Source organism: Streptomyces lavendulae subsp. lavendulae (genome assembly GCF_002803845.1).
GTDB lineage: Bacteria > Actinomycetota > Actinomycetes > Streptomycetales > Streptomycetaceae > Streptomyces > Streptomyces lavendulae.
The window spans coordinates 3,394,924-3,415,832 of record NZ_CP024985.1 but is presented as its reverse complement, the minus strand read 5'-3'; the positions used below and the strand labels follow the sequence as shown (position 1 = coordinate 3,415,832).

Sequence of the window (20,909 nt, the reverse complement as noted above, 5' to 3'; positions counted from 1 at the left end):
CGTCAGAAGAAGGTGCGGACGAAGTCGGTGACGGTGCCGTCGGACTGCACCAGCGGGATCAGCGGCCACTTCTCGAAGATGGTGCAGGGGTGCGACATGCCGAGGGCCACCCAGTCGCCGACCTGCACGTCGTCGGCGGAGCCGGTCTCCAGCCAGGCGTGCTGGTCGGACAGTTTGACGACGCGGATCCCGGTGGCGGGGCGCTCCTCGCCGGTGAGCGCGTCACGGACCAGTTCGGCCTCGGGCAGGCCGAGGTCGTAGGCGATGTCGCGCTTGCCGGCGTTGACGAAGGCCTGGGTGGGGGAGGGGCGGGAGACGACCTGGGTCCACAGCCGGAAGGCGGGGCGCAGGCCGCCCTCCTCGGGGACCCGGTTGAAGGGGGTCAGCCGGGTGTACCAGCCGTGGTCGTGGGAGACGTACGCGCCGGAGCGCAGCAGCCGCAGTACGGGGCGGGACAGCGGCGGGATCGCGGCGAAGACGTCGGCGACGGCGTCGAACCAGGCGGAGCCGCCCGCGCTGACGACGATCTCCTCCAGGTCGGGGGCGAACCGTCCGGCCTTGTCGAACTCGACGGCGAGGCCGGTGAGGCGGCGCAGGTAGGCGTGGACGGAGTCCGGGTCGGCGCCGGGCACCTCGGCCTCGTAGCCGGCGATGCCGGTCAGGCGCAGGGTGGTGGTGGCGGCGACGGCGTCGGCGACGGCGCGGCAGTCCTCGTCGGTGCGGGCGCCGGTGCGGGCGCCCTCGCCGGCACCGAGTTCGACGACCACGTCGACGACGGCGCCGCGGCCCTGGAGGGCGCGGTCCATGAGCTGGACCCCGCGGACGGAGTCGACGTAGCAGACGAAGCGGAAGCCGGGGTCGGCGGCGAGTTCGTCGGCGACCCAGTGCAGGGCCGCGGGGTCGACGAGCTCGTTGGCGAGGAAGATCCGCCCGATGCCGAAGGCGCGGTAGACGCGGGCCTGGTGCGGGACGGCGGCGGTGATGCCCCACGCGCCGTGTTCCAGCTGGCGCTCGAAGAGCTGCGGGGCCATGCAGGTCTTGCCGTGGGGCGCGAAGGCCAGGTCGTGGCGGCGGGCGTACTCGCCGAGGGCGGTGAGGTTGTGCTCCAGGGCGTCCGCGTCCAGGGTCAGGACGGGGGTGGTGAATCCGCCGTCGTACAGGCCGCGGGCCTGGGTGGCGAGTCCGCCGACGGTGAGGCCCGCGGTCTGGGCGTCCGGGGGGAGCCCCTTGAACCGGTGGTCGACCGGTTCGTCGGCGAGCCGTCGGACTGCGTCGCTGGCCATGCGGGTGCCTCCTCGTATCGTTGCGTGATGCGCAACGAGCGTTGCGGGTGGTGCTTGTGGTGTCTAACATCCCCGATGACGACGGGTCAACGGCGCCCGGTTCCGGAGCGGGGCGACGCACCGGCGGACGGGCGGACGGGGGCGCGGCATGAGCCAGTCGGTGGAACGGGCGCTGCGGATCCTGCCCGCGCTGGCGAAGGGACCGGCGGGCCTCGGCGAGGTGGCCGACGGACTCGGCGTGCACAAGAGCACCGCCCTGCGCCTGCTGCGCACCCTCCAGGCGCACGGCCTCGCCTACCGGCAGCCGGACGGCCGCTACCGGCTGGGGGCCCGCCTGTTCGCGCTGGCCGCCGAGGCCGTCGAGAACCTCGACGTCCGTGACGTCGCCCATCCGCACCTGGTCGAGCTGAACCGGCGCACCGGGCACACCGTCCACCTCGCCCTCCACCAGGACGACGAGGTCGTCTACGTGGACAAGGTCGACAGCCGCTACCCGGTGCGGATGTACTCGCGCATCGGCCGCCCCGTCCCCCTCACCGTCGCCGCCGTCGCCAAGCTGCTCCTGGCCGACCTGCCGGAGGACGACCGGCGCGCGCTCGCGGGGCGGATCGACTACCCGCGCTACACCTCCCGCTCGACCCCGGACGCACAGGCGTTCCTGGCCGAGCTGGCCCTCGTACGGGAGCAGGGCTGGGCCGCCGACCTGGGCGGTCACGAGGAGGCCCTGAACTGCGTGGGCGCGCCGGTGCGCGGGGCGGACGGCCGGGTGGTGGCGGCGATGTCCGTCTCGGCGCCCGCCGTGGTGGTGGGCGCCGGAGAACTGCTGGAGCTGTTGCCCCTCGTGCGCCGTACTGCCGACATCATCAGCCGGGAGTACTCCGGCACCGCGCCGGAGCCGGACCGAGAGCCAGAAGACGAGGACCTTCCGTGAGCGAGAAGACCGCCATCACCCCCGACACCCACACCGCGCCGCCCGCGAGGTTCTCGCACGGCGTGCGCAAGGGCAACATCCTCCAGGTCGCCGGCCAGGTCGGCTTCCTCCCGCACGTGGAGGGGCAGCCGCCGACGCCGGCCGGGCCGACGCTGCGCGAGCAGACCCTGCAGACGCTGGAGAACGTCCGCTCCGTACTGGAGGCGGGCGGCGCGGGCTGGGACGACGTGATGATGATCCGCGTGTACCTGACCGACACCGCCCACTTCGCCGAGATGAACGGGATCTACAACACCTACTTCGAGGAGCAGGGCCTCAAGGAGGCCCCGGCCGCCCGCACCACGGTGTACGTGGGGCTGCCGGCCGGGCTGCTGATCGAGATCGACGCGCTCGCCGTCCTGGGCTGAGCGGACGGGCGGGGCGCCCCCCTGGCGGTGGGGCGACCCCCTCGCGCGGCCGCGCGGGCCGCGTCCGGCCGGGCCGCGCGTCCGGTCGGGCTAGGAGCAGTACTGGGCTTCCTTGCCGATCGAGCGGTACATGCAGTCGGCGTTCTCCAGGAGCTGGAGCACGGCCTCCTTGTTGCGCGAGGTCTCGCGGTCGATGACCTCGTCGGGCGGGTAGAAGCCGCCGCCGCTGCCGGATTCGGACGGGTACATCTCGAAGGTGTAGGCGAAGACCTTCTGGTTGCCCCACAGCCAGTCGTCGATCGTGCCGTCGGTGATGTACAGGTCGCTCGACTGCTCGGGCGTGTAGCCGTTGCTGGCCGCCATGCCCGTGCCGATCTTCTTGTAGGCGGCGAGGTCGTCGGCGGTCATGCCGGGCGCCGTGTCGTTGTACGTCCAGCCGAAGGGCCACAGGACCAGCTGGCTGTACGTGTGGAAGTCGATGGCGGCCTTGATCTGCTGCTTGCCGCCGACGACGCGGCTGCGGACGAAGTCGGAGACCACCTTGACCTCGGGGGCGGAGGCGGCGGCGGGGCCGCGGTAGGTCTCGGAGCTCTTGCTGGAGCTGGAGCCGCCGCAGCAGCCCCACTTGTAGTCCCAGTTGCGGTTGAGGTCGGTGCCGACGGCGGAGGAGCCGCTGTTGGGCTGCCGGTTCTTGCGCCAGGAGCGGTAGGAGCCGGTGGCGATGTCGTACTCGCCGCCGTCCGGGTTGAGGTCCGGGACGATCCAGATCTCGCGGTTGTCGACCATGTTGGTGATCCGGGGTTCGGTGCCGTACTTGGAGCCGAACTCCTTGAGCAGGTAGAGGGCCATCTCCACCGTGAGGTGCTCACGGGCGTGCTGGTGGGCGGTGAAGAGGACCTCGGGCTCGGCCTCGTCGGTGCCGACGTTGTCACTGATCTTGATGGCGTAGAGGTTGCGGCCCTCGTACGACTTCCCGATGACCTGCTTGCTCATGATCCCGGGGTACTGGGCGATGCGCTGGTCGATCTCCGCGTTCGCCTCGGCGTAGTTGTGGTAGTTGGAGTCCGCCGAGGGGAAGTCCATCGGCTTCGCCGCCGCGCCGCGCTCGTTCCGGTCCGGCGGGCCGGGCAGGGCGGTGAGCCGGTAGCCGCGGGCCCGCAGGTCCTTGGCCTGCGCGGGGTCGGCGCTGACCACGACCGAGCGGGCGTCCACCTCGTCGATCGAGACGCCCGAGCTCAGCAGGGCGGTGCGTTCGGCGGCGGTGGACGGGCCCCGGATCTCGTACTGGACGATCGCCTCGTCCTGTGTCGCGGTGGACGGGGTGGGCGGCGGTGCCGCCGTCGCGCTCATGCCGTAGGCGGGCGCGCCGAGCGCGAGCGCCAGGAGGGCCGCCGTGACGGCGGCCCTTCCGCGGTGGTGGAGCCGCATGCGTTCTCCTGGGTGGGAGTGTGGGGGTAGCCGTGCGGACGCGCACAGCGTGCTCTCATGGCATGTTCCGGTCAAGAACCCCGTCTTTCCGGGGAACCCGAACCGGCCACCCCCACACCTACCGCCTACGGGAGCCCGTGGACCTTGGGACCCACCGCGTTGGACCAGGCACTACCCGCCTTGGCGTCCCAGTTGGTCGACCAGGTCATCGCGCCGCGCAGTCCCGGGTACGTCTTCGACGGCTTGAAGGAGCCGCAGCCCGTGCCCCGGGTCAGGCAGTCCAGGGCGTTGTTGACGACCGTCGGGGAGACGTAGCCGCTGCCCGCGCCGCTGGGGGAGGCCGGGACGCCGATGCCCACCTGCGAGGGGTCGAGCCCGCCCTCCAGCTGGATGCAGGCCAGGGCGGTCAGGAAGTCCACCGAGCCCTGGGAGTAGACCTTGCCGTCGCAGCCGTTCATCGCGCCGCTGTTGTAGTACTGCATGTTCACCACGGTCAGGATGTCCTTGACCGCCAGCGCCGTCTTGAAGTAGCCACCCTGGGTGGACTGCATGTCGATGGTCTGCGGAGCCATCGTCAGGACGAGCGAGGGACCCGCCTTGGCCGCCAGGGCGCGCAGCGCCTGGGTCATGTACGTCGGGTTGAGGCCGTTCTCCAGGTCGATGTCGATGCCGCTGAAGCCGTACTCCTGCATCAGCGCGTACGCCGAGTTCGCCAGGTTGTTGGCGGAGGCGGAGTCGTTCACCGAGATGGTGCCCTTCTCGCCGCCGACGGAGAGGATGACGGACTTCCCGGCCGCCTTCTTCGCCGCGACGTCGGCCTTGAACCGGTCCACCGTGTACCCGCCCAGCCCCGCCGAGTCGAGGTTGAAGGCGATGGCCCCGGGCGTGGTCGTGGCGTCGGCGAAGGAGACGGCGATGATGTCGTACTGCGGGGAGACGTCGGAGAGCTTCTGGACGGTCGCGCCGTTGTTGAAGTTCTGCCAGTAGCCGGTCAGGGCGTGCTTGGGCACCGACGGGTTGGGGTTCGGGCCGCCGCCCCCGGTCGTGGTACCGGTGACCGCCGCCGACTTCGGCCCCTCGCCCGCCGCGTTGTACGCGCTCACCTGGAAGGCGTACGAGGTGGCGGCGGCCAGTCCGGTGATCTGGGCGGAGGCGCCGGACACCGTCTGGACGCGGACGCCGTCCTGGTAGACGTAGTAGCCCGTGGCACCGCTGACCGCGTTCCACGAAAGGGTGAGCCCGCTCGCGCTCTGGCCGGAAACGGCGGTCCCCGAGGGGGCGCCCGGCACGCTCGGGCCGGGATCGGTGCCGCCGCCCCCGTCCGGGCCGAAGACGCTGAACTCGTCGACCGTGTAGGCGGGCTGGCCGTACCAGCCGTGGGTCCAGACGGTGACCTGGGTGGTGTTCGGGCCGGTGGTGAAGGTGGTCGACAGCTTCTGCCAGCCGGAGCCCGAGCCGGGGGTCCAGGTGGAGACGTCCTGGGTGCCGGTGCCGGTCGCGCCGAGGTAGACGTACGAGCCCTGCACCTGGGTGCTCAGCGTGTACGTGGAATTCGGCTTGACCGTGACGGTCTGGCTGCACTGCGCGTTGTCCGAGCCCGCCGGGGTGGCGCGCAGGGCGCCCGCACCGGAGTAGACCGGAGAGGAGACGACGGCCCCGCTGCCGCCGGTGCAGGACCAGTTGGCGAGGCCGGACTCGAAGCCGCCGTTGCGGGCGACGTTGACGTCGGCGGCCTGTGCGGTGCCCGTGGCGAGGGCGGTCAGCCCGCCCGCGGCGAGGGTGGCGGCGCCCAGCAGGGCGAGGGAGCGTATGCGGTTCACGTGGGCTCCGTGGGGGGAGGAAGGGGGGAAGCGGAAGGAGGGGGAGTGGGGGTCCCCCGCAACGAACTGCCGGCGCAGCCAAGTTGGTCCAGACCAATCCCCGTGTCAAGGGTCTTTGCGAAGTGGCTTGAACTGTTCGGACTTCCGATCCCTGTTGTCCGGGTTTTCCGCCACCTGTGACAGGCCCGTCCGGCACGGGAATCACCAAGCCCCTGACCAGCCAGGGGCGGCGCGGTTATGGTGCTGGGGCAAGGGGGGAGCGCGTCGGTCGTTTGCGGTCGCGCAGCATGTGCGCGTACGTGACGGCCGTGCGAACAGGCGTCGCGTACAGGCTGAACGGGGGGATTCGCGTGCCGACCGCCATCGCTGTCACCAGCGCCGACCTGGTGCTGCCCGCCCCCGACCGGCACACCCCCGGCGCCGCCGTCCTGCGCCCGCCCGGCGAGGCCGACCTGGAGGGCGCGCTCGCCGAGACCTCCGCCCTGCTGGAGCGGCACGGCCACCTCGTGGCCGTCGTACCGCCCTGGCTCCCGCCCGCCACCGTGCGCCGGCTGCACACCGTCCGGGCCATCCTGGAAACCGACCGGATCGCGCTCCTCGACGTCGATCTGCCGCCCCTGGGAACCGCCGTGCTGGTCCGTCAGCTGCGCCAGCTCACCGTCACCGACTTCAGCCCCGGCGTGATCGCCTCCGCCGCGCGGCTGCTGTCCCACTACATCCACGCCGGCGCGCTGCTGGGTACGGTCGCAAAGCTGGACCGGGTCCCCGTCGGGCTCAAGGCCCACGCCCGGTCCTGGTCACCGAGCGCCCAGTTCGCCGTACTGGCCCACCCGACGCCGCACCTGGCCAGGCTCGGCCCCGCCGGCTCGGCGGGGGGCAGGGGCGCGCTGCCGCCGGGACCCGGCTTCGCCACCCACCTCACCTTCGCGCGCGGATCCCTGTCCTCCGACTGGGTGACGGCCGAACTGGCCCCCGCCTGGCAGGTGCAGGGCGTCATGGAGAACCCGCTGCCCGCCGACTCCGCCGGCTGGTGGGCGACCCCGAAGCTCGTCGAGTTCGCCGCCGCCATCCCCGACCTGTCCGTGCTCTACCAGCTGGTCGCCTCGGTCCGCCGGGAGGAGTGCCGCTGGTGCGGCTTCGAGCTCATCGGCGACCGCTGCGGATTCTGCGCCGCGCCACTGGCCGCACCCCCGCCCGAGGCCCCCGCCCGTACCGGCACCCGCTCCCGCTCCAGAACCTGACCGGCCCGACCGAACGAAGAACGGCGAGGTAGTACGGCCCATGAACTCACGCCAGCGCCGCGGCGTCATCCTGCTGCTCCTGTCGGTCCTGTGCGCCCTCGCGGCCTTCGCCGGGGTCCTGGTCGTGATCGGCGACGTCAACTCCAAGGTCGGGGCCGAGGTCGTCGCCTACCGCGTCAAGGGCGACATCGCCCCGTACAGCCCGCTCACGGCCGGCCAGTTCGAGGAGACCAAGGTCCCCAAACGGTGGCTCTCCGACACCGCCGTCACCGACCTGGGCGCACTCCAGGGCAAGATCGCGCTCACCACCCTGAAGCGGGGCTCGCTGCTCCAGAGCGACATGTTCGTCGACAAGCCGCAGCTCCAGGCCGGGGAGCAGGAGATCGCCATCATGATCGACGCGGCCACGGGCGTGGCCGGCAAGATCACCTCCGGCGCCAAGGTCAACATCCTGGCCACCTTCAAGGGCGCCAAGGAGGGCGACCCCGCCCGCTCGGTCATCATCGTCGCCAACGCCCGCGTTCTGGGCGTCGGCAAGCTCACCGCCCTCGACAAGGACAGCGACAAGAAGGGCCCCGCCGAGGCCGTCCCGATCACCTTCGCCCTGAACACCAAGGACACCCAGCGCGTCGCGTACGCCGAGTCCTTCGCCGAGCACGTCCGCCTGGCCCTGGTGGCCCCCGGCACCGACTCGACCCCCGGACCGAGCGACCGCACGTACACCCTCGACGGGGACAAGTGAGGCCCGGATGACCACCCGAATCCTCCCCGCGGCCGGCGACCCGGACGCCGCCCGCGCCATCGTGGCGCTGCTCAGCCAGCTCCCGGACGCCGAGCCCGCCGCTCCCGTCCCCGATTCCACGACCCTCCTCGACACCCTGTTCCGCCTCGCCGCGGACTCCCTCGACGAACTGCCCGAGGTGGTCCTCGTCCACGAGCGGATCGGACCCGTCCCCGCCCTGGAGCTGATCCGCGAGGTCGCCCTGCGCTTCCCCGCGGTCGGCGTGGTGCTGATCTCCTCCGACGCCGGGCCCGCCCTCTTCTCCGCCGCCATGGACTCCGGCGCGCGCGGCCTGATCGGCCTCCCCCTCGCCTACGAGGAACTCGCCGCCCGCGTCCAGGCCGCCGCCCAGTGGTCCGCGGGCGTACGCCGCCACCTGGGCCGCGGCCCCGAGGCGCCCGCCGGGCCGGGCGGCCGGGTGGTCACCGTCACCGGCGCCAAGGGGGGCGTGGGCGCCACCTTCACCGCGGTCCAGTTCGCGCTGGCCGCCGCCGCGGCGGGCCGGCGCACCGCCCTGGTGGACCTGGACCTCCAGGCCGGGGACGTGGGCTCGTACCTCGACGTGCAGTTCCGGCGCTCCATCGCCGACCTCGCCGGCATCCAGGACATCTCCCCGCGCGTCCTCCAGGACGCCGTCTACGAGGACCGCACCGGCCTGGCCCTGCTGCTGGCCCCGGCGGAGGGGGAGCGGGGCGAGGAGGTCGACGAACGGGCCGCCCGGCACGTCATCGGCGCCCTGCGCGCACGCTACGAGCTCGTCGTCATCGACTGCGGCAGCCAGGTGACGGGCGCGAACGCCACCGCCGTGGAACTCGCGGACCTGGCCGTCATGGTCACCACCCCGGACGTGGTCGCCGTGCGGGCGGCGAAGCGGACGGTCCGCATGTGGGAGCGGCTCCAGGTGCGCAAGGCCGAGGACACCACGATGGTGGTGAACCGCTGGAGCAGGCACACCGAGATACAGCCCTCCCTCATCGAGAAGATCACCAAGACCCGGCCCACCCGCACCCCGGTCCCCGCCGCATTCAAGGAACTCCAGGCGGTGGTGGACGCGGGCCGGGTGCAGGACCTCGACAACCGCTCGACGGTCAAGCAGGCCCTGTGGACCCTGGCCGGCGAACTGGGCCTCCTCGCCGCCCCCGACGCCCCGGCGGGATCCCCGGCCCCCGCCTCCGGCTCCGGATCCGGCTCGGCCCTCGCCCTGCGCGCGGCCGGCCCGGTGGCCCGGCTGCGGCGCGGCCGGGAGGGCTGAACCGTGGCCGGGCGGGGATCCGTAGGCGGGGGGCGGCCGCCATCGCGGTCGCGGGACCGGGGGCAGGTGGCCGTCGAGTTCGTCGGCATGGTCCCGCTGATCCTGCTGCTCGTGGCGGCGGTGTGGGAGTGCGTACTGATCGGCTACGCCTTCTCCCTGGCCGGGAACGCGGCGGACCAGGGGGCGCGGGCGGGGGCGGTGAAGGGGGGCGGGGAGTGCGACACGGCGGCCCGCAAGTACGTGGGGGATGCCTGGAACATGACCGTCGACTGCGGTCCGGCCGGGGACCTCTACAAGGCGAAGGTCAGCCTGCAGATCCCCGTCCTCTTCCCCGGTCTCGGCTTCGGGGGGATCGACGGCACGGCCGGCGCGGCGATGGAACGGGAGGAGTGACATGAGAAGGCGTCGCATCCGCTCCGACCGCGGCCAAGTGGCCATCGAATACATCGGCTTCGTCCCGATCCTGCTGTTCGTCGCGCTCTGCGGGATCCAGCTGGGCTGGATCGCGTACGTCCACGAGCAGGCCGACACCGCCGCGCGGACGGCGGCGCGCGTGGAGGCCCAGCACCGCGGCCGGGGCGAGGCGGCGGGGCTCGCCGCGATCCGGTCGGGCCTTCCGGCGACGGTCTCCGTGCCCGGCGGCGGGGACGCGATCACCGCGACCGTGACCATCAAGGTCAACTCCATCATCCCCGGCCTCGACCTCCCGGACGCCACCGCAACGGCCGTCATGCCCAACACCGACCCGGACGGAGCCCGACCATGAGCCTGCGTTCCCGGGTCACCACCCCCGACGACCGCCACGGCCCCCGCGAGGACGGCCGCCTGGTCTCCTCGTACCGGGCCAAACTCCTCGAAGAGATCGACCTCGCCGAGATGTCCGCGCTCGCGCCCGCCGAGCGCCGCGCCCGCCTGGAGCGCGTACTCGGGCACATCATCAGCCGCGAGGGCCCGGTCCTGTCCACCGCCGAGCGCGCCCAGCTGATCCGCCGCGTCGTCGACGAGGCCCTCGGGCTCGGCGTCCTCGAACCGCTCCTCGAAGACGCCTCGATCTCCGAGATCATGGTCAACGGCCCCGACCAGATCTTCGTCGAGCGCTCCGGCCGGGTGGAGCAGCTCCCCCTCCGCTTCGCCTCGCACGAGCAGCTGATGCAGACCATCGAGCGCATCGTCTCCACCGTCAACCGCCGCGTGGACGAGGCCAATCCGATGGTCGACGCCCGCCTGCCCAGCGGCGAGCGCGTCAACGTCATCATCCCGCCGCTCTCCCTCACCGGCGCCACCCTCACCATCCGCCGGTTCCCGCGCGCCTTCACCCTGCCCGAGATGATCGCCCTCGGCTCCCTCGACGAGCAGATGCTGCTGCTCCTGTCGGGGCTGGTCCAGGCGAAGCTGAACCTGATCGTGTCCGGCGCCACCGGCACCGGCAAGACCACCCTCCTCAACGCCCTCTCCGGACTCATCCCGGAGGGCGAGCGCATCATCACCATCGAGGACTCCGCCGAACTCCAGCTCCAGCAGGCACACGTGATCCGCCTCGAATCCCGCCCCGCGAACGTGGAGGGCAAGGGCCAGATCACCATCCGCGACCTCGTGCGCAACTCCCTGCGCATGCGCCCCGACCGGATCATCGTCGGCGAGGTCCGCGGCGGCGAGACCCTCGACATGCTCCAGGCCATGTCCACCGGCCACGACGGCTCCCTCGCCACCGTCCACGCCAACAGCTCCTCGGACGCGCTCACCCGCCTGCAGACCCTCGCCTCCATGTCGGAGGTGGAGATCCCCTTCGAGGCGCTCCAGGACCAGATCAACAGCGCCGTCAACGTCATCGTGCAGCTCACCCGCTTCGGCGACGGCTCGCGCCGCATCACGGAGATCTCCATCCTCGAATCCCACGGCCGCGAGCCCTTCCGGATCACCACCGTCTGCCGCTACGTGGCCCAGCCGATGGGGCCCGACGGGCGCGTGCACGGCTACTTCGCGTACGCCCCCCTGCCCCGCCGGATCGCGGAGCGCCTCTACATGAACAGCCAGCCGATCCCCCAGGCCTTCGGCGTCGCGCAGCCCGACGCCCTCCTCGACCCGCTCACCCCCCGGACCGTCCTGTGAACGACCTCGTCCTCCTCACCCTCGGTGCCACCCTGCTCGCCGGGCTGTTCACGGCCCTCGGGGTGCACGCGTACTCGGCCGGGCTCGCCCAGCGCGCCGCCCTCATCGAACGCCTCTCGGCGAGCGGCGAACCCCCGCCGACCGGCCGCAGGCGCCGCTTCCGCGGCGTCGACCGCCGCCTGCGCAGGACCGCCCTGGGCCGCCGCATCGAAATGAAACTGGCGACCACGGGACTCGACCTGACCCCGGGCGAGTTCTTCGTCTACATGCTGCTGGCCGTCGCCGGGACCTGGCTGGTCTGCTCCTCCCTGCTGGCCCCGTTCTTCGGCCCGGTGGCCGGACTGATCGGCCTCTGGGCCGCCAACGCCTTCCTGAACTGGCAGCGCGCCCGCCGCACCGAACGGTTCATCAACCAGCTCCCCGAACTGGCCCGGATCCTCGCCAACGCCACCCAGGCCGGCCTGGCCCTGCGCACCGCCATCGGCATGGCGGCGGAGGAACTGGAGGCCCCGGCGGGCGAGGAACTGGCCCGGGTCGCGGACCGCCTCGCCGTCGGACACTCCATCGAGGAGTCCCTCGGGGAGATCGTCGACCGGCTCCCCTCCCGGGAACTGGTCGTCCTCGTCTCCACCCTGGTCCTCTCCGCCCGCGCGGGCGGCGCCATCGTGGGCAGCCTGCGCAACCTCACGGTGACCCTGGAGCAGCGCAAGGAGACGCGCCGGGAGATCCGTACGCAGCTCTCCCAGGTGACGGTGACGGCGTACCTGGTCCCGGCCATCGGACTGGGCTCGCTGCTCCTGGTGAACACGATGATGCCGGGCGCCCTGGACCGGATGACCGGCGCGCTGGTGGGCCAGGTCGCGGTGATCGTGGCACTGGGGCTCTTCGCGCTGGGCTTCGTCCTGATCCGCCGGCTGTCGAAGATCGACGTGTGAGGCCCCGGTGACCCCCTACCTCCCGTTCCTGCTGGCCCTGGGCCTGGCCCTGTCGGTGCTGGGCATCCTGCACGGCATCCGCCTCTACCGCGCCGACGTCAAACTCCCGACCGACCTCGCCCTCGCCCTGGAGGTCGGCGCCACCCGCACCACCGCCGTCGGCTCCCTCGTGGACCGCCTCGGCATCCGCTGGGCGCCGCTCGTCCTGCGCCTGATGGGCCCCAAGCAGGTGGCCCGCAAGCGCCGCCAGATCGACATGGCGGGCAACCCGGCGGGCCTGACCATAGACCGCTACGCCGCCCGGCGGGCGGTCTACGGGTTCCTGGGCGGGCTCGGGGCCCTGTCGATGCTGATGAACGGGCAGCTCGTCCTCGCCCTCCTCATGGTGGCCTTCGGCCTGTTCTGGATCGAGGCCGGCCTGTGGTCGGCCATCAGGGTCCGCCGCGACCACATCGAGCGGATCCTCCCCGACTTCCTCGACGTCCTCGCCGTCGTGGTCAGCGCCGGACTCGGCTTCCGCCAGGCCCTGGAACGCGTCGCGGACAAGTACACCGGCCCCTGGTCCGACGAGATCCGGATCACCCTGCAGCAGATGGACATGGGCGTCAGCCGCCGCCAGGCCTTCGACGAACTGCGCAGGCGCAACGACTCCGAACAGGTCGCCCAGTTCGTCACCGCCCTCCAGCAGGGCGAGGAACTCGGCTCCCCGATCGTGGACACCCTCATCGCCATCGCCGAGGACATGCGCCGCACCGACGCGCAGAACGCCCGCCGCCGCGCGGCCCGCGCCGTCCCGAAGGCCACCTTCGCCGTCACCATGTTCATGCTGCCGGGCACCCTGATCCTGCTCGTCTGCGGGTTCGTCTACGGGGCCAACGTGGACTTCGGCGCCCTGCTCGGGGGCGGGTGAGCCGCCATGACCGCACTGCACCTGCCGTTACTGCGCACGGCCCGGGGACGGGACACGGCTCCCGCACGCGACACCGCACCCGGACGGGACACGGCTCCCGCCCCCTCCCTCGCGGTCCAGGCGAACGCCCTCCAGAGCCTGTGCCGGCAGGTCATGGCCTTCCGGCTGGTGATGACCGGCCTCGGCGCCCCCTTCTCCCTGGGCCGGACGGCGGCCGGGGGACCCACGTACCTGGTGTCCGGCGCGCTGCTGGCCACCTTCATGCTGTCCTACGTCCTCTTCCGCGACTGGGAGCGCTTCGGGCCGCTGCTGCTGCGCCACCGCTGGCTGCTGGCGGTGGACATGGTCCTGAGCGGGCTCCTCCTGATCGTGGCCACCCCCACCTCCCCGGTCGCTCTGGTGGCCCTGTGCACCCCGCTGCTGGCCGGGCTGGTCTACGGATGGCGGGGCTCGGCGGTGTACGCGGCCGCGCAGGCGGTGGCGGTGGCCGCGCTGGGCGGCGGCTTCGTGCTGTGCCTGCTGTGCGTGGTGGCGGGGGCCGCCGGATCCGGGCTGCGGGAGCTGCTGCTGCGCTTCGGGACGGCCGTACGGAGCCTGGCGGCGGCCGAGGCGGTCCGGGCGGAGCGGGAGCGGATGGCCCGGGAGATGCACGACTCGGTGGCCAAGACCCTGCACGGCCTGGCCCTGGCGGCCGACGCCCTGGCCCGGACCTCCGACCCGGCGGCCATCCGCCGCCAGGCCGAACTGGTCGCGGACGCGGCCCGTCGCGCCTCCGCGGAGTCCCGGGCCCTGCTGACGGAGCTGCGCGTGCCCGGCGCCGCCCTGCTGCCGGGCCTGCGCGCCCTGGACGCGGAGCTGCGCACCACGGGCACGCTGCCCGTCCTTCCCCCGGGGGTGGTCCACCAGCTCCTTGCCGTTGCCGGGGAGGCGGTGGAGAACGCCCGCCGCCACGCGGGGGCCTCGCGCGTGGAGATGTCGGTGTGTGCGGGGCCGTCCACCCTCACGGTGACGGTCGAGGACGACGGCGTCGGCCTGCCCCCCGTACTGCCCGCCGGGCACTACGGGCTCCTCGGCATGAGGGAACGCGCGCAGGCCATCGGCGCCGCCTTCGAACTCGGCCCCCGCACCACGGGCCCCGGCACCCGGGTCCGCCTGACCCTGCCGACGGGGGGCCGTCCGTGACCGCCCTGCGCGTCCTGATCGCCGACGACAACCCGGTCGTCCGCGCGGGCCTGAGCAGCCTGCTGGCCACCACCGAGGACCTCGTGGTGGTGGCGGAGGCCCGGGACGGCCACGAGGCCCTCCACCTGACCCGGCTGCACCGCCCGGACGTGATCCTGCTGGACGTCCGCATGCCGGGGGTCGACGGCATCTCGGCCCTGCCGCACCTGGTGTGCCTGGCGCCGGTGCTGATGCTGACGTACAGCCAGGAGGCCGAGGTCGTCCGCGAGGCGCTGCTGCTGGGCGCGGGCGGCTACCTCGTCCACGGCGAGTTCACGCCCGACGACCTCCTGCGCGCGGTCCGCGACACCCGCGCCGGCCGCGCCCACTTCACCCCGACGGCGGCGACGGCGGTGCTCACGGAACTCCGGTCCTCTTCGCAACAGCAACGAAGTGTGGGACAGTCTACGGAGCGCGTGCACAACTCCGTTGCTTTCGGGCTGAGTTCGCGGGAGGTGGAGATCATGGACCTGATCGCGTCCGGCATGAACAACCAGCAGATCGCCGGCGCCTGCTTCATCAGCGAGAAGACGGTCAAGAACCACATCAACCGCATCTTCGCCAAACTCCGCAGCACCTCCCGCAGCGAGGCAATAGCCCGCTGGCTGGGAACCGCCCGTCCAGGGGTGACCGGCCATGGGTAGACGCAGTACGCAGTGGGTCCGTATTTGGGCCCCGGGACCCTTGGTTATCACCGGTAACTCCCCGTACCGTCCGGCCATCAACGGTGACACCGGCCCGGGAGGGGACCTCCATGTCACAGAACCCGCTACTGAAGACCGCAGTGGACGCCAAGATCCGGATCAACGGCTGGGCGGAGACGGCAGTCATCCGCATCCGCAAGCGCTACGAGCATCAGGACCGAGGGCAGACGGCGTTCGAGTACCTGGGCATCATCCTGGTGGTCGTGGTGATCATCGGGGCGATGATCGGCACAGGGATCGGCCAGTCGATCGTCGACAAGATCAAGGAGCAGGTCGGCCTGATCAAGGCGGGCTGATACGGCGCGTGCGCAGCAGCGGGTCGACTGACCGAGGGCAGGCCTTCCCCATCTACGTCGTGGCGGTGGTGGGCCTGCTCTTCGCGGCGTTCGTCTTCTTCGTCGTCGGACAGGCCTCGGTGACACGCAGCGACGCGCAGGGTGCGGCGGACGCAGCCGCGCTGGCAGCGGCCCGAGAAGCGGGGGAGGGGAGCCTGGGGGCTCTGGACCTCGTCTCCCTGAAGCCGGAGGAATGGGTGAAGTTCCTGGCGGGTGACCTCCTCATCGGCAAGGGGGCGTGCGACGCCGCGGTCGACTTCGCGGCGAGGAACGATTCCAGTGCCACGTGCGAGGCGTCGCCTCCGCGCTTCGCCGTCACGGTGGAGACGAACCGTACGGTGGGCAAGTCGGTGGTTCCGGGCACGGACGGCATGCATGGCGAGGCGCGCGCCGCAGCCGTCATCGAGCCCCTCTGCACGTTGGGATCCGCCCCCGCCCCCGCCCCCACTGCGACGCCCCGGCCCGACCCCACCGCCACCGCGTCTCCGGGGCCGACCGCCACGCCGGTGCCGGCCCGGGTCAAGTTGCGGTGCAAAGGGGGAAAGTCCATTGACATCGACCCGTTGAATCCGGGATCCCTGCGCGATCTGGCGCGGTCCCTGTTCAGTGTGCGATTGGTCGAGTGAGAGCGAATGAGAGACAAGGAAGCGGCATACATGAGCATTCGGCACACGGTGAAGGTCCGCGGGGGAGCGGCCACGGCGGTCGTGGCGGTCCTGGCACTCGCGCTGGCCGGCTGTGGCGGCGGCGGGGAGAAGCCGAAGGCGAAGGACGTGCACACCTCCTCGTCACCGCAGCCGCAGGGCGGCTCATCCGCTTCGGCCCCCGCGGGCGGCGGCAGCTCCGCGCCGCCCCAGATCCTGGCGTCGGTGAACGGCGAGACCGGGATCGTTCTGACGATCAACTCCGTCACCCGTGACGCGGGCGGCTTCGTGACGATCAACGGCCAGATCAAGAACACCACCGGCCAGCAGTTCGTCAAGACATCGGCCTGGCGCGGCAGCGAGCGCGATCTCAACGGAAGCGGCGAGTCCGTGGCCGGTGCGACACTCGTCGACAAGGTCGGCAAGAAACGCTACTACGTGCTGCGCGATACGGACGGCAGGTGCCTGTGCACCACGGGGGTGGCCGGCATCGCCGCGGGCGCCACGGTGCCGTTCTTCGCACAATTCCCCGCACCTCCCGCTTCGACCACCGAGGTGGACTTCAGCCTCCCCACCTTCGCCACGGCCACCGTCAAACTCTCCGGGTGACGCCATGACCACACGCCACCGCGCAGCCGCCGCCACAGCCGTCTCGGCCCTGATCATCGCCGGGGCCCATCTGATCGGTGCCACCGCCGCCCACGCCGACGACGTCAAGCCGTCCACGCCGCCCGGTACCGAGCCGTCCGCCTCGGCGCCCGTGCCGATCGACTCCGCCTCGCCCGGGCTCAAGATCCCCCAGGGCGGCACCCTCGCCCCCGCCAAGGTGCTCGACATCGCCGAGGTCGTCGAGGACCTCGGCGGGGAGCAGCGGCGGCAGGAGACCAATCAGACCGTGATGATGGCCCTGCAGTCCGAGGTGCTCTTCCCCGAGAACAGCGCCGTCTTCAACGCCCAGGCCGCCGCCCGCATCCAGGCCATCGCCAACGAGATCAACACCCAGAAGGCCACCCGCGTCCGCGTCTTCGGCTTCACCGACGACCAGGGCAGCTACGAGCACGGCAAGGAGCTCAGCAAGCAGCGCGCCGACGCCGTGCAGGCGGAGCTGGCCAAGACCGTCACCGCCCCCGGGGTCACCTACGACGTCCGCGGCTACAGCGAGGACTACCCGATCGCCGACAACAGCACCGAGGAGGGCCGCAAGAAGAACCGGCGCGTCGAGATCACCTTCCCCCGCAGCACCGGCGGCTAGCCGGGCGGCGGCCCGTCGCCGGTCAGGCGTTCCGCCATCGCGCGCGCCCTGCGCGCCGGCTCCGGGCCCGGGGAGAGGGTGGCCACCGTGATCGCGCCCTCGACCAGGATCAGCAGCTCGTCGGCCGTGGCGGGGGAGTCCGGGACGAGTTCCGCCAGCAGTGCGCGCAGTTCCGCCTTGTGGCGGCGTACGGCGTCGAGGACCCCGGCCGGGCCCCCGGCGCCCAGTTCCCCGTACGCGTTCTGGAAGGCGCAGCCCCGGAAGTCCGGCTCCGAGAACCACCGTTCCAGCCAGTCGAAGACCGCGCCGACCGGCTCCGGGGCCCCCGTGACCGCCTCCCGCAGGCTCCCGGTCCAGCGCCGGTCCCGCCGCTCCAGGTAGGCCGTGACCAGCGCTTCCTTCGCCGGGAAGATCCGGTACAGCCGCTTCAGCGGCACCCCCGAGCCCGCGCGGATGCGGTCCATGCCGACGGCCTGGATGCCGTGTGCGTAGAACAGCTCCTCCGCCGCGTCGAGCAGTCGGGTGCGGGCCTCTTCCTCGTCCATGGGGGCAGCGTAGCTCAGTCGGCCTTGCCGTGAGAACGGTCGTTCTCTAAGGTTGAGAACGACCGTTCTCCATCGTTTCAGACCGATCGTGAGGTCCCCGCATGTCCGCTTCCGTCCGACCGCCGCTTCCGCCCTTCACCGAGGAATCCGCCCGCGCCAAGGTCCAGGCCGCCGAGGACGCCTGGAACAGCCGCGACCCCGAACGCGTCGCCCTCGCCTACACGGAGAATTCCGTCTGGCGCAACCGCGACCGCTTCCTCACCGGGCGCACCGAGATCCGCGCCTTCCTCGCCGACAAGTGGGAGCGCGAGCTGGACTACCGGCTCCGCAAGGAGCTGTGGGCGTACACCGGCAACCGCATTTCCGTCCGCTTCGAGTACGAGTGGCACGACGCCGCAGGTCAGTGGTGGCGCAGCCACGGCAACGAGCAGTGGGAGTTCGACCCCGACGGCCTGATGCGCCGCCGCGAGGCCAGCATCAACGACGTCCCGATCACCGCCGCCGAGCGCCGCCTCGCCTGACCCCTGCGCCCGCTACCGGGCCCCCACGATGCGCTCGACCGCCGCCGTCACCAGCTCCTCGCGCTCCGCCTCGGAGAAGACGTCGGGGAGGGTGAGCTGCTCCACGATCAGCCAGTTCAGCGTCAGGATGAGCAGCTTCACGGCCATGGCGTCGCCGGGCAGGCCGGAGGCCTCGTGGTAGGAGACGTTGGCGTCGACGTCGGCCCGGACCCGGGTGGTGAGGATCTCGCGCAGTTCGGGGCGGCGGGTGGCTTCGAGGCGGAGTTCGAGCAGCGCGAGGTAGCCGGTGCGGAAGGAGGCGACGCGGCCGACGAGTTCGCGCATCAGCGTCACGTACGTCTCGCGGTCGCGCCCGGCCGTCTGCTGGCGGGCGATCGTCTCCTCGTCGGGCCGGAGGCGTTCGTACACCCGGGCGCCGGCCTGCGTGAGCAGTTCGTCGCGGTTGCGGAAGTAGTTGGACGCGGTCCCGATCGGTACGGCGGCCTCGTTGTCCACCGCACGGAAGGTCAGGCCCCGCGCGCCCTCCTTGGCCAGCACCTCGATCGCGGCGTCGACGAGGGCCGTCCTGCGCTGGTCGTTCCGTCTCACCATTGACACCACTCCATGCGGTTCCACCCTCTGAATCACTACGTGCAGAGTACGACACCCGGAGTTATCGGGGGCGAACGACAGTCCGAGGCCTAGGCCGCCCGGGTCGCCTCACCCGCCGCCCAGCAGATGGTCCGCCTTCCCGGCCTTGATGTCGCGGATCAGCTGGCGCAGCGACTCGGCCGAGTCGGTGAGGTAGGCGGCTTCGGCCCCGGCGACGGCGATGTAGCTGTTGCCTTCCCCGTCGACCCCGATCCGGTAGCAGCTCGCGCCCTCGCCGCAGAAGGCGTCTTCCCAGGTGATGTCGGGCATCGGTCGTCCTCTCAGACGTGGCGGGCCAGGCGATGGATGAAGTCCCGAGAGGCCTCGGGGGAGAGGCTGAGGCTCTCCATCCAGTCCAGCTGGGCCCGGTACTTGGCCAGTTGGGCTTCGGTGTGCAGGAAGTCCGGGCCGTGCGTGCTGTCCACCTGCACGGTGTCGAGCTGGGGGACCGGCCCTTCCGAGTAGTTGACGGTCTGGCCGGCGCCCGGGAATCCGCCCGCCTCAAAGGTAAGCACGCGCAGGATGACGTTGTCGCGCTCGGACATGTGGTTCAGGTGTTCCAGCTGCGCCCTGGAGACCTCGGCTCCGCCGAACTGCATACGCAGCGCCGCCTCGTGGACGATCGCGACGTATTCGGGCGCCGAGTCGTGCGCCAGTACCTGCTGGCGCTCCAGGCGATAGGCCAGTCGCAGGGCGACCTCCGCTTCCGGCAGGGCCGGTACGACGAACCGGAAGAGGGCCAGCGCGTGATCGCTTGTCTGCAACAGCCCGGGGATGTGGACCGAGTGGGCGCATCGCATGCGTGTCGCGTGCGCCTCCAGCTCGGCGATGTCGAGTATCGGGGCCGACAACGAACCCCGGTAGCGCTCCCACCAGCCACGCTTGCGTGTTTGGGTCATGGCGACGAGCGCTTCGACGTATTTCTCGTCGGCGCAGTCGCAATGGCAGGCGAGGGAGCGCAGCCGCTCTTCGCTGATGGCGCGGATGCCCTGCTCGATGGCTGAGACCTTGGAACGGTCGACTCCGAGGAGCCCGGCCGCGGACTCGGCCGAGACGTCAGCGGCGAGCCTCATGCGACGCAGCTCGGTGCCAAGTCGCTTCTGCCGTTCGGTCGGTGCGGTGCGTGGCGGCATGGGTGCAGTCTGCCGTGCAACAGGCGCCCGATCTACCGGGGGTGTAATCACCACGGGCGGGTGGTGAAAAGACCCCCGAGCGCGCTACGTTTAGTACTGCACCGCTCACGCAGGGGAGTTGAAGTGCATCGCCGCAGCATGCCTCGGGCCTCGGCGACGAGCCACGCCCCCCACTCCGCGTCAGCCATCCGTGCGCGTCGAACTCGCCTCTGTCACAGCCGACTTCAGGGAGTCCGTCATGTCCAGCCCCTTTCCCTCCTGCCCTCCGCCCCGGCCTGTCGAGGGTGAGTGCCGGCCGCCCGAGCCCGATGGGCTCGCGTGCAGCCTCACCGTGCCCGGGGCCCCGTACAGCGCCCAGATCGCGCGCGGCGCCGTACGGGCCGTGCTGCACACCTACCGGCTCGACCCCCTCGCCCCCGCCGCCGTACAGGTCACCGGGGAACTCATCGCCGCCACCTGGCACTTGGAGCCCGGCCGGAGCCTCTACCTCTCCGTCCGCTACCGCGAGGACGCGCTGCGCCTCAGCGTCTACGACGGCCACGCCCCCCACTCCCACCCCCGCCTGGCCGCCCACTGCGAGGCCCGGCGGCGTGCGGGGCTGCGGGTGATGGCGGCCGTCGTGCGGGACTGCGGCGGGGCGTGGGGGTTCGGGGAGTCCCGGGAACCCGGAGGCGGCACCCGAACCTGGGCGACCCTGCCCCACGCCGGGGCCGCCGGGTATCTCCGTTGCCAAGGGTCCGACCTGCCCTGACCTCCGTCGTGGGGAGTTGCCTCGGCGTCCTGGTTGAATCTCAGGACTTCGTGTGCATCGTGCGCCCGAAGTCCTG

Annotated in this window: 25 protein-coding genes; 18 read left to right on the top strand and 7 right to left on the bottom strand. The window is 71.8% G+C overall.

Features of this window, described 5'->3' with window-relative positions; all coding sequences use genetic code 11:
- Positions 1-2 precede the first annotated feature (2 nt).
- The gene (locus tag SLAV_RS14455; protein ID WP_030226338.1) at positions 3-1,283 is read right to left on the bottom strand and encodes an alanine racemase; all 1,281 of its coding nucleotides are present in this window, start codon (positions 1,281-1,283) and stop codon (positions 3-5) included.
- A gap of 148 nt (positions 1,284-1,431) precedes the next feature.
- Between SLAV_RS14455 and SLAV_RS14450 the strand changes: the two genes are divergently transcribed.
- A complete protein-coding gene (locus SLAV_RS14450) occupies positions 1,432-2,214 on the top strand; it encodes an IclR family transcriptional regulator (RefSeq protein WP_030226334.1) in 783 nt (260 codons plus the stop codon).
- Positions 2,211-2,621: a RidA family protein gene (locus tag SLAV_RS14445; protein WP_030226332.1), complete on the top strand. Its 411-nt coding sequence runs from the start codon at positions 2,211-2,213 to the stop codon at positions 2,619-2,621. The genes SLAV_RS14450 and SLAV_RS14445 overlap by 4 nt, the downstream gene beginning before the upstream one ends.
- Before the next feature lie 90 nt (positions 2,622-2,711).
- Here the strand turns inward: SLAV_RS14445 and SLAV_RS14440 are convergent, their stop codons facing one another.
- Together SLAV_RS14440 and SLAV_RS14435 are read right to left on the bottom strand one after the other, a co-directional pair.
- Positions 2,712-4,049 (bottom strand): M14 family metallopeptidase, encoded by a 1,338-nt coding sequence (locus SLAV_RS14440; RefSeq protein WP_030226329.1) that lies wholly within the window; start codon positions 4,047-4,049, stop codon positions 2,712-2,714.
- Positions 4,050-4,174: 125 nt separating this feature from the next.
- Entirely contained in the window at positions 4,175-5,869 is a 1,695-nt protein-coding gene (locus SLAV_RS14435; RefSeq protein WP_051840346.1) for a chitinase, read from the bottom strand.
- 350 nt (positions 5,870-6,219) lie between these two features.
- On the opposite strand from SLAV_RS14435, the gene SLAV_RS14430 reads away from it, so the two are divergent.
- The 14 genes from SLAV_RS14430 to SLAV_RS14365 all read left to right on the top strand — a co-directional run bounded on the left by SLAV_RS14430 (position 6,220) and on the right by SLAV_RS14365 (position 17,253).
- The gene (locus SLAV_RS14430) at positions 6,220-7,110 is read left to right on the top strand and encodes a hypothetical protein (RefSeq protein ID WP_030226324.1); all 891 of its coding nucleotides are present in this window, start codon (positions 6,220-6,222) and stop codon (positions 7,108-7,110) included.
- 40 nt (positions 7,111-7,150) lie between these two features.
- Positions 7,151-7,852, top strand: coding sequence for a Flp pilus assembly protein CpaB (gene cpaB, locus SLAV_RS14425; protein WP_030226321.1), 702 nt, complete (start codon positions 7,151-7,153; stop codon positions 7,850-7,852).
- A gap of 7 nt (positions 7,853-7,859) precedes the next feature.
- A complete protein-coding gene (locus SLAV_RS14420) occupies positions 7,860-9,143 on the top strand; it encodes a CpaE/TadZ family protein (RefSeq protein WP_051840344.1) in 1,284 nt (427 codons plus the stop codon).
- Positions 9,144-9,209: 66 nt separating this feature from the next.
- On the top strand, positions 9,210-9,536 hold the full coding sequence (locus SLAV_RS14415; RefSeq protein WP_037686325.1) for a TadE family protein: 327 nt from the start codon (positions 9,210-9,212) through the stop codon (positions 9,534-9,536).
- 1 nt (position 9,537) lies between these two features.
- Positions 9,538-9,909, top strand: a complete 372-nt coding sequence (locus SLAV_RS14410) for a TadE/TadG family type IV pilus assembly protein (protein ID WP_030226315.1) — start codon at positions 9,538-9,540, stop codon at positions 9,907-9,909.
- Entirely contained in the window at positions 9,906-11,252 is a 1,347-nt protein-coding gene (locus SLAV_RS14405) for a TadA family conjugal transfer-associated ATPase (protein WP_030226314.1), read from the top strand. The genes SLAV_RS14410 and SLAV_RS14405 overlap by 4 nt, the downstream gene beginning before the upstream one ends.
- Entirely contained in the window at positions 11,249-12,187 is a 939-nt protein-coding gene (locus SLAV_RS14400) for a type II secretion system F family protein (protein ID WP_030226311.1), read from the top strand. The genes SLAV_RS14405 and SLAV_RS14400 overlap by 4 nt, the downstream gene beginning before the upstream one ends.
- Positions 12,188-12,194: 7 nt before the next feature.
- Positions 12,195-13,097, top strand: coding sequence for a DUF5936 domain-containing protein (locus tag SLAV_RS14395; protein ID WP_100660882.1), 903 nt, complete (start codon positions 12,195-12,197; stop codon positions 13,095-13,097).
- 6 nt (positions 13,098-13,103) lie between these two features.
- On the top strand, positions 13,104-14,279 hold the full coding sequence (locus SLAV_RS14390) for a sensor histidine kinase (RefSeq protein ID WP_051840340.1): 1,176 nt from the start codon (positions 13,104-13,106) through the stop codon (positions 14,277-14,279).
- Positions 14,276-14,962 (top strand): response regulator, encoded by a 687-nt coding sequence (locus SLAV_RS14385; protein ID WP_030226303.1) that lies wholly within the window; start codon positions 14,276-14,278, stop codon positions 14,960-14,962. The genes SLAV_RS14390 and SLAV_RS14385 overlap by 4 nt, the downstream gene beginning before the upstream one ends.
- Before the next feature lie 110 nt (positions 14,963-15,072).
- Positions 15,073-15,318 carry a hypothetical protein gene (locus SLAV_RS14380; RefSeq protein ID WP_030226302.1) on the top strand — a complete coding sequence of 82 codons (246 nt, stop codon included), beginning with the start codon at positions 15,073-15,075 and terminating at the stop codon, positions 15,316-15,318.
- An 8-nt stretch (positions 15,319-15,326) separates the two neighbouring features.
- A complete protein-coding gene (locus SLAV_RS14375) occupies positions 15,327-15,983 on the top strand; it encodes a pilus assembly protein TadG-related protein (RefSeq protein ID WP_030226299.1) in 657 nt (218 codons plus the stop codon).
- Between the two features lie 30 nt (positions 15,984-16,013).
- Complete coding sequence (locus tag SLAV_RS14370) at positions 16,014-16,610, top strand: hypothetical protein (protein ID WP_030226297.1); 597 nt, start codon at positions 16,014-16,016, stop codon at positions 16,608-16,610.
- A gap of 4 nt (positions 16,611-16,614) precedes the next feature.
- Positions 16,615-17,253 carry an OmpA family protein gene (locus tag SLAV_RS14365; protein WP_030226294.1) on the top strand — a complete coding sequence of 213 codons (639 nt, stop codon included), beginning with the start codon at positions 16,615-16,617 and terminating at the stop codon, positions 17,251-17,253.
- On the opposite strand, the gene SLAV_RS14360 is transcribed toward SLAV_RS14365, so the two are convergent.
- Positions 17,250-17,798, bottom strand: coding sequence for a TetR/AcrR family transcriptional regulator (locus SLAV_RS14360; RefSeq protein WP_030226291.1), 549 nt, complete (start codon positions 17,796-17,798; stop codon positions 17,250-17,252). The two genes, SLAV_RS14365 and SLAV_RS14360, sit on opposite strands and share 4 nt — an antisense overlap.
- Before the next feature lie 101 nt (positions 17,799-17,899).
- Here SLAV_RS14360 and SLAV_RS14355 point away from each other — a divergent pair, with 101 nt between their 5' ends.
- Complete coding sequence (locus tag SLAV_RS14355) at positions 17,900-18,319, top strand: nuclear transport factor 2 family protein (protein WP_030226290.1); 420 nt, start codon at positions 17,900-17,902, stop codon at positions 18,317-18,319.
- Positions 18,320-18,331: 12 nt separating this feature from the next.
- Here the strand turns inward: SLAV_RS14355 and SLAV_RS14350 are convergent, their stop codons facing one another.
- From SLAV_RS14350 to SLAV_RS14340, 3 genes are all read right to left on the bottom strand, one after another.
- Positions 18,332-18,910: a TetR/AcrR family transcriptional regulator gene (locus SLAV_RS14350; RefSeq protein ID WP_030226288.1), complete on the bottom strand. Its 579-nt coding sequence runs from the start codon at positions 18,908-18,910 to the stop codon at positions 18,332-18,334.
- 108 nt (positions 18,911-19,018) lie between these two features.
- Positions 19,019-19,219 (bottom strand): hypothetical protein, encoded by a 201-nt coding sequence (locus tag SLAV_RS14345; RefSeq protein WP_030226285.1) that lies wholly within the window; start codon positions 19,217-19,219, stop codon positions 19,019-19,021.
- An 11-nt stretch (positions 19,220-19,230) separates the two neighbouring features.
- The gene (locus SLAV_RS14340) at positions 19,231-20,082 is read right to left on the bottom strand and encodes a helix-turn-helix domain-containing protein (protein WP_030226281.1); all 852 of its coding nucleotides are present in this window, start codon (positions 20,080-20,082) and stop codon (positions 19,231-19,233) included.
- A 331-nt stretch (positions 20,083-20,413) separates the two neighbouring features.
- Between SLAV_RS14340 and SLAV_RS14335 the strand changes: the two genes are divergently transcribed.
- On the top strand, positions 20,414-20,833 hold the full coding sequence (locus SLAV_RS14335; RefSeq protein WP_335341781.1) for an ATP-binding protein: 420 nt from the start codon (positions 20,414-20,416) through the stop codon (positions 20,831-20,833).
- Positions 20,834-20,909: the final 76 nt, after the last annotated feature.

What these genes read in the sequence shown, in the direction of transcription:
- SLAV_RS14340 (WP_030226281.1), bottom strand. Translation starts at nt 20,082, where the DNA reads ATGCCGCCACGCACCGCACCGACCGAACGGCAGAAGCGACTTGGCACC.
- SLAV_RS14450 (WP_030226334.1), top strand. Translation starts at nt 1,432, where the DNA reads ATGAGCCAGTCGGTGGAACGGGCGCTGCGGATCCTGCCCGCGCTGGCG.
- SLAV_RS14410 (WP_030226315.1), top strand. Translation starts at nt 9,538, where the DNA reads ATGAGAAGGCGTCGCATCCGCTCCGACCGCGGCCAAGTGGCCATCGAA.
- SLAV_RS14405 (WP_030226314.1), top strand. Translation starts at nt 9,906, where the DNA reads ATGAGCCTGCGTTCCCGGGTCACCACCCCCGACGACCGCCACGGCCCC.
- SLAV_RS14365 (WP_030226294.1), top strand. Translation starts at nt 16,615, where the DNA reads ATGACCACACGCCACCGCGCAGCCGCCGCCACAGCCGTCTCGGCCCTG.
- SLAV_RS14355 (WP_030226290.1), top strand. Translation starts at nt 17,900, where the DNA reads ATGTCCGCTTCCGTCCGACCGCCGCTTCCGCCCTTCACCGAGGAATCC.
- SLAV_RS14350 (WP_030226288.1), bottom strand. Translation starts at nt 18,910, where the DNA reads ATGGTGAGACGGAACGACCAGCGCAGGACGGCCCTCGTCGACGCCGCG.
- SLAV_RS14390 (WP_051840340.1), top strand. Translation starts at nt 13,104, where the DNA reads ATGACCGCACTGCACCTGCCGTTACTGCGCACGGCCCGGGGACGGGAC.
- SLAV_RS14440 (WP_030226329.1), bottom strand. Translation starts at nt 4,049, where the DNA reads ATGCGGCTCCACCACCGCGGAAGGGCCGCCGTCACGGCGGCCCTCCTG.
- SLAV_RS14360 (WP_030226291.1), bottom strand. Translation starts at nt 17,798, where the DNA reads ATGGACGAGGAAGAGGCCCGCACCCGACTGCTCGACGCGGCGGAGGAG.
- SLAV_RS14345 (WP_030226285.1), bottom strand. Translation starts at nt 19,219, where the DNA reads ATGCCCGACATCACCTGGGAAGACGCCTTCTGCGGCGAGGGCGCGAGC.
- cpaB (WP_030226321.1), top strand. Translation starts at nt 7,151, where the DNA reads ATGAACTCACGCCAGCGCCGCGGCGTCATCCTGCTGCTCCTGTCGGTC.
- SLAV_RS14455 (WP_030226338.1), bottom strand. Translation starts at nt 1,283, where the DNA reads ATGGCCAGCGACGCAGTCCGACGGCTCGCCGACGAACCGGTCGACCAC.
- SLAV_RS14370 (WP_030226297.1), top strand. Translation starts at nt 16,014, where the DNA reads ATGAGCATTCGGCACACGGTGAAGGTCCGCGGGGGAGCGGCCACGGCG.
- SLAV_RS14380 (WP_030226302.1), top strand. Translation starts at nt 15,073, where the DNA reads ATGTCACAGAACCCGCTACTGAAGACCGCAGTGGACGCCAAGATCCGG.
- SLAV_RS14420 (WP_051840344.1), top strand. Translation starts at nt 7,860, where the DNA reads ATGACCACCCGAATCCTCCCCGCGGCCGGCGACCCGGACGCCGCCCGC.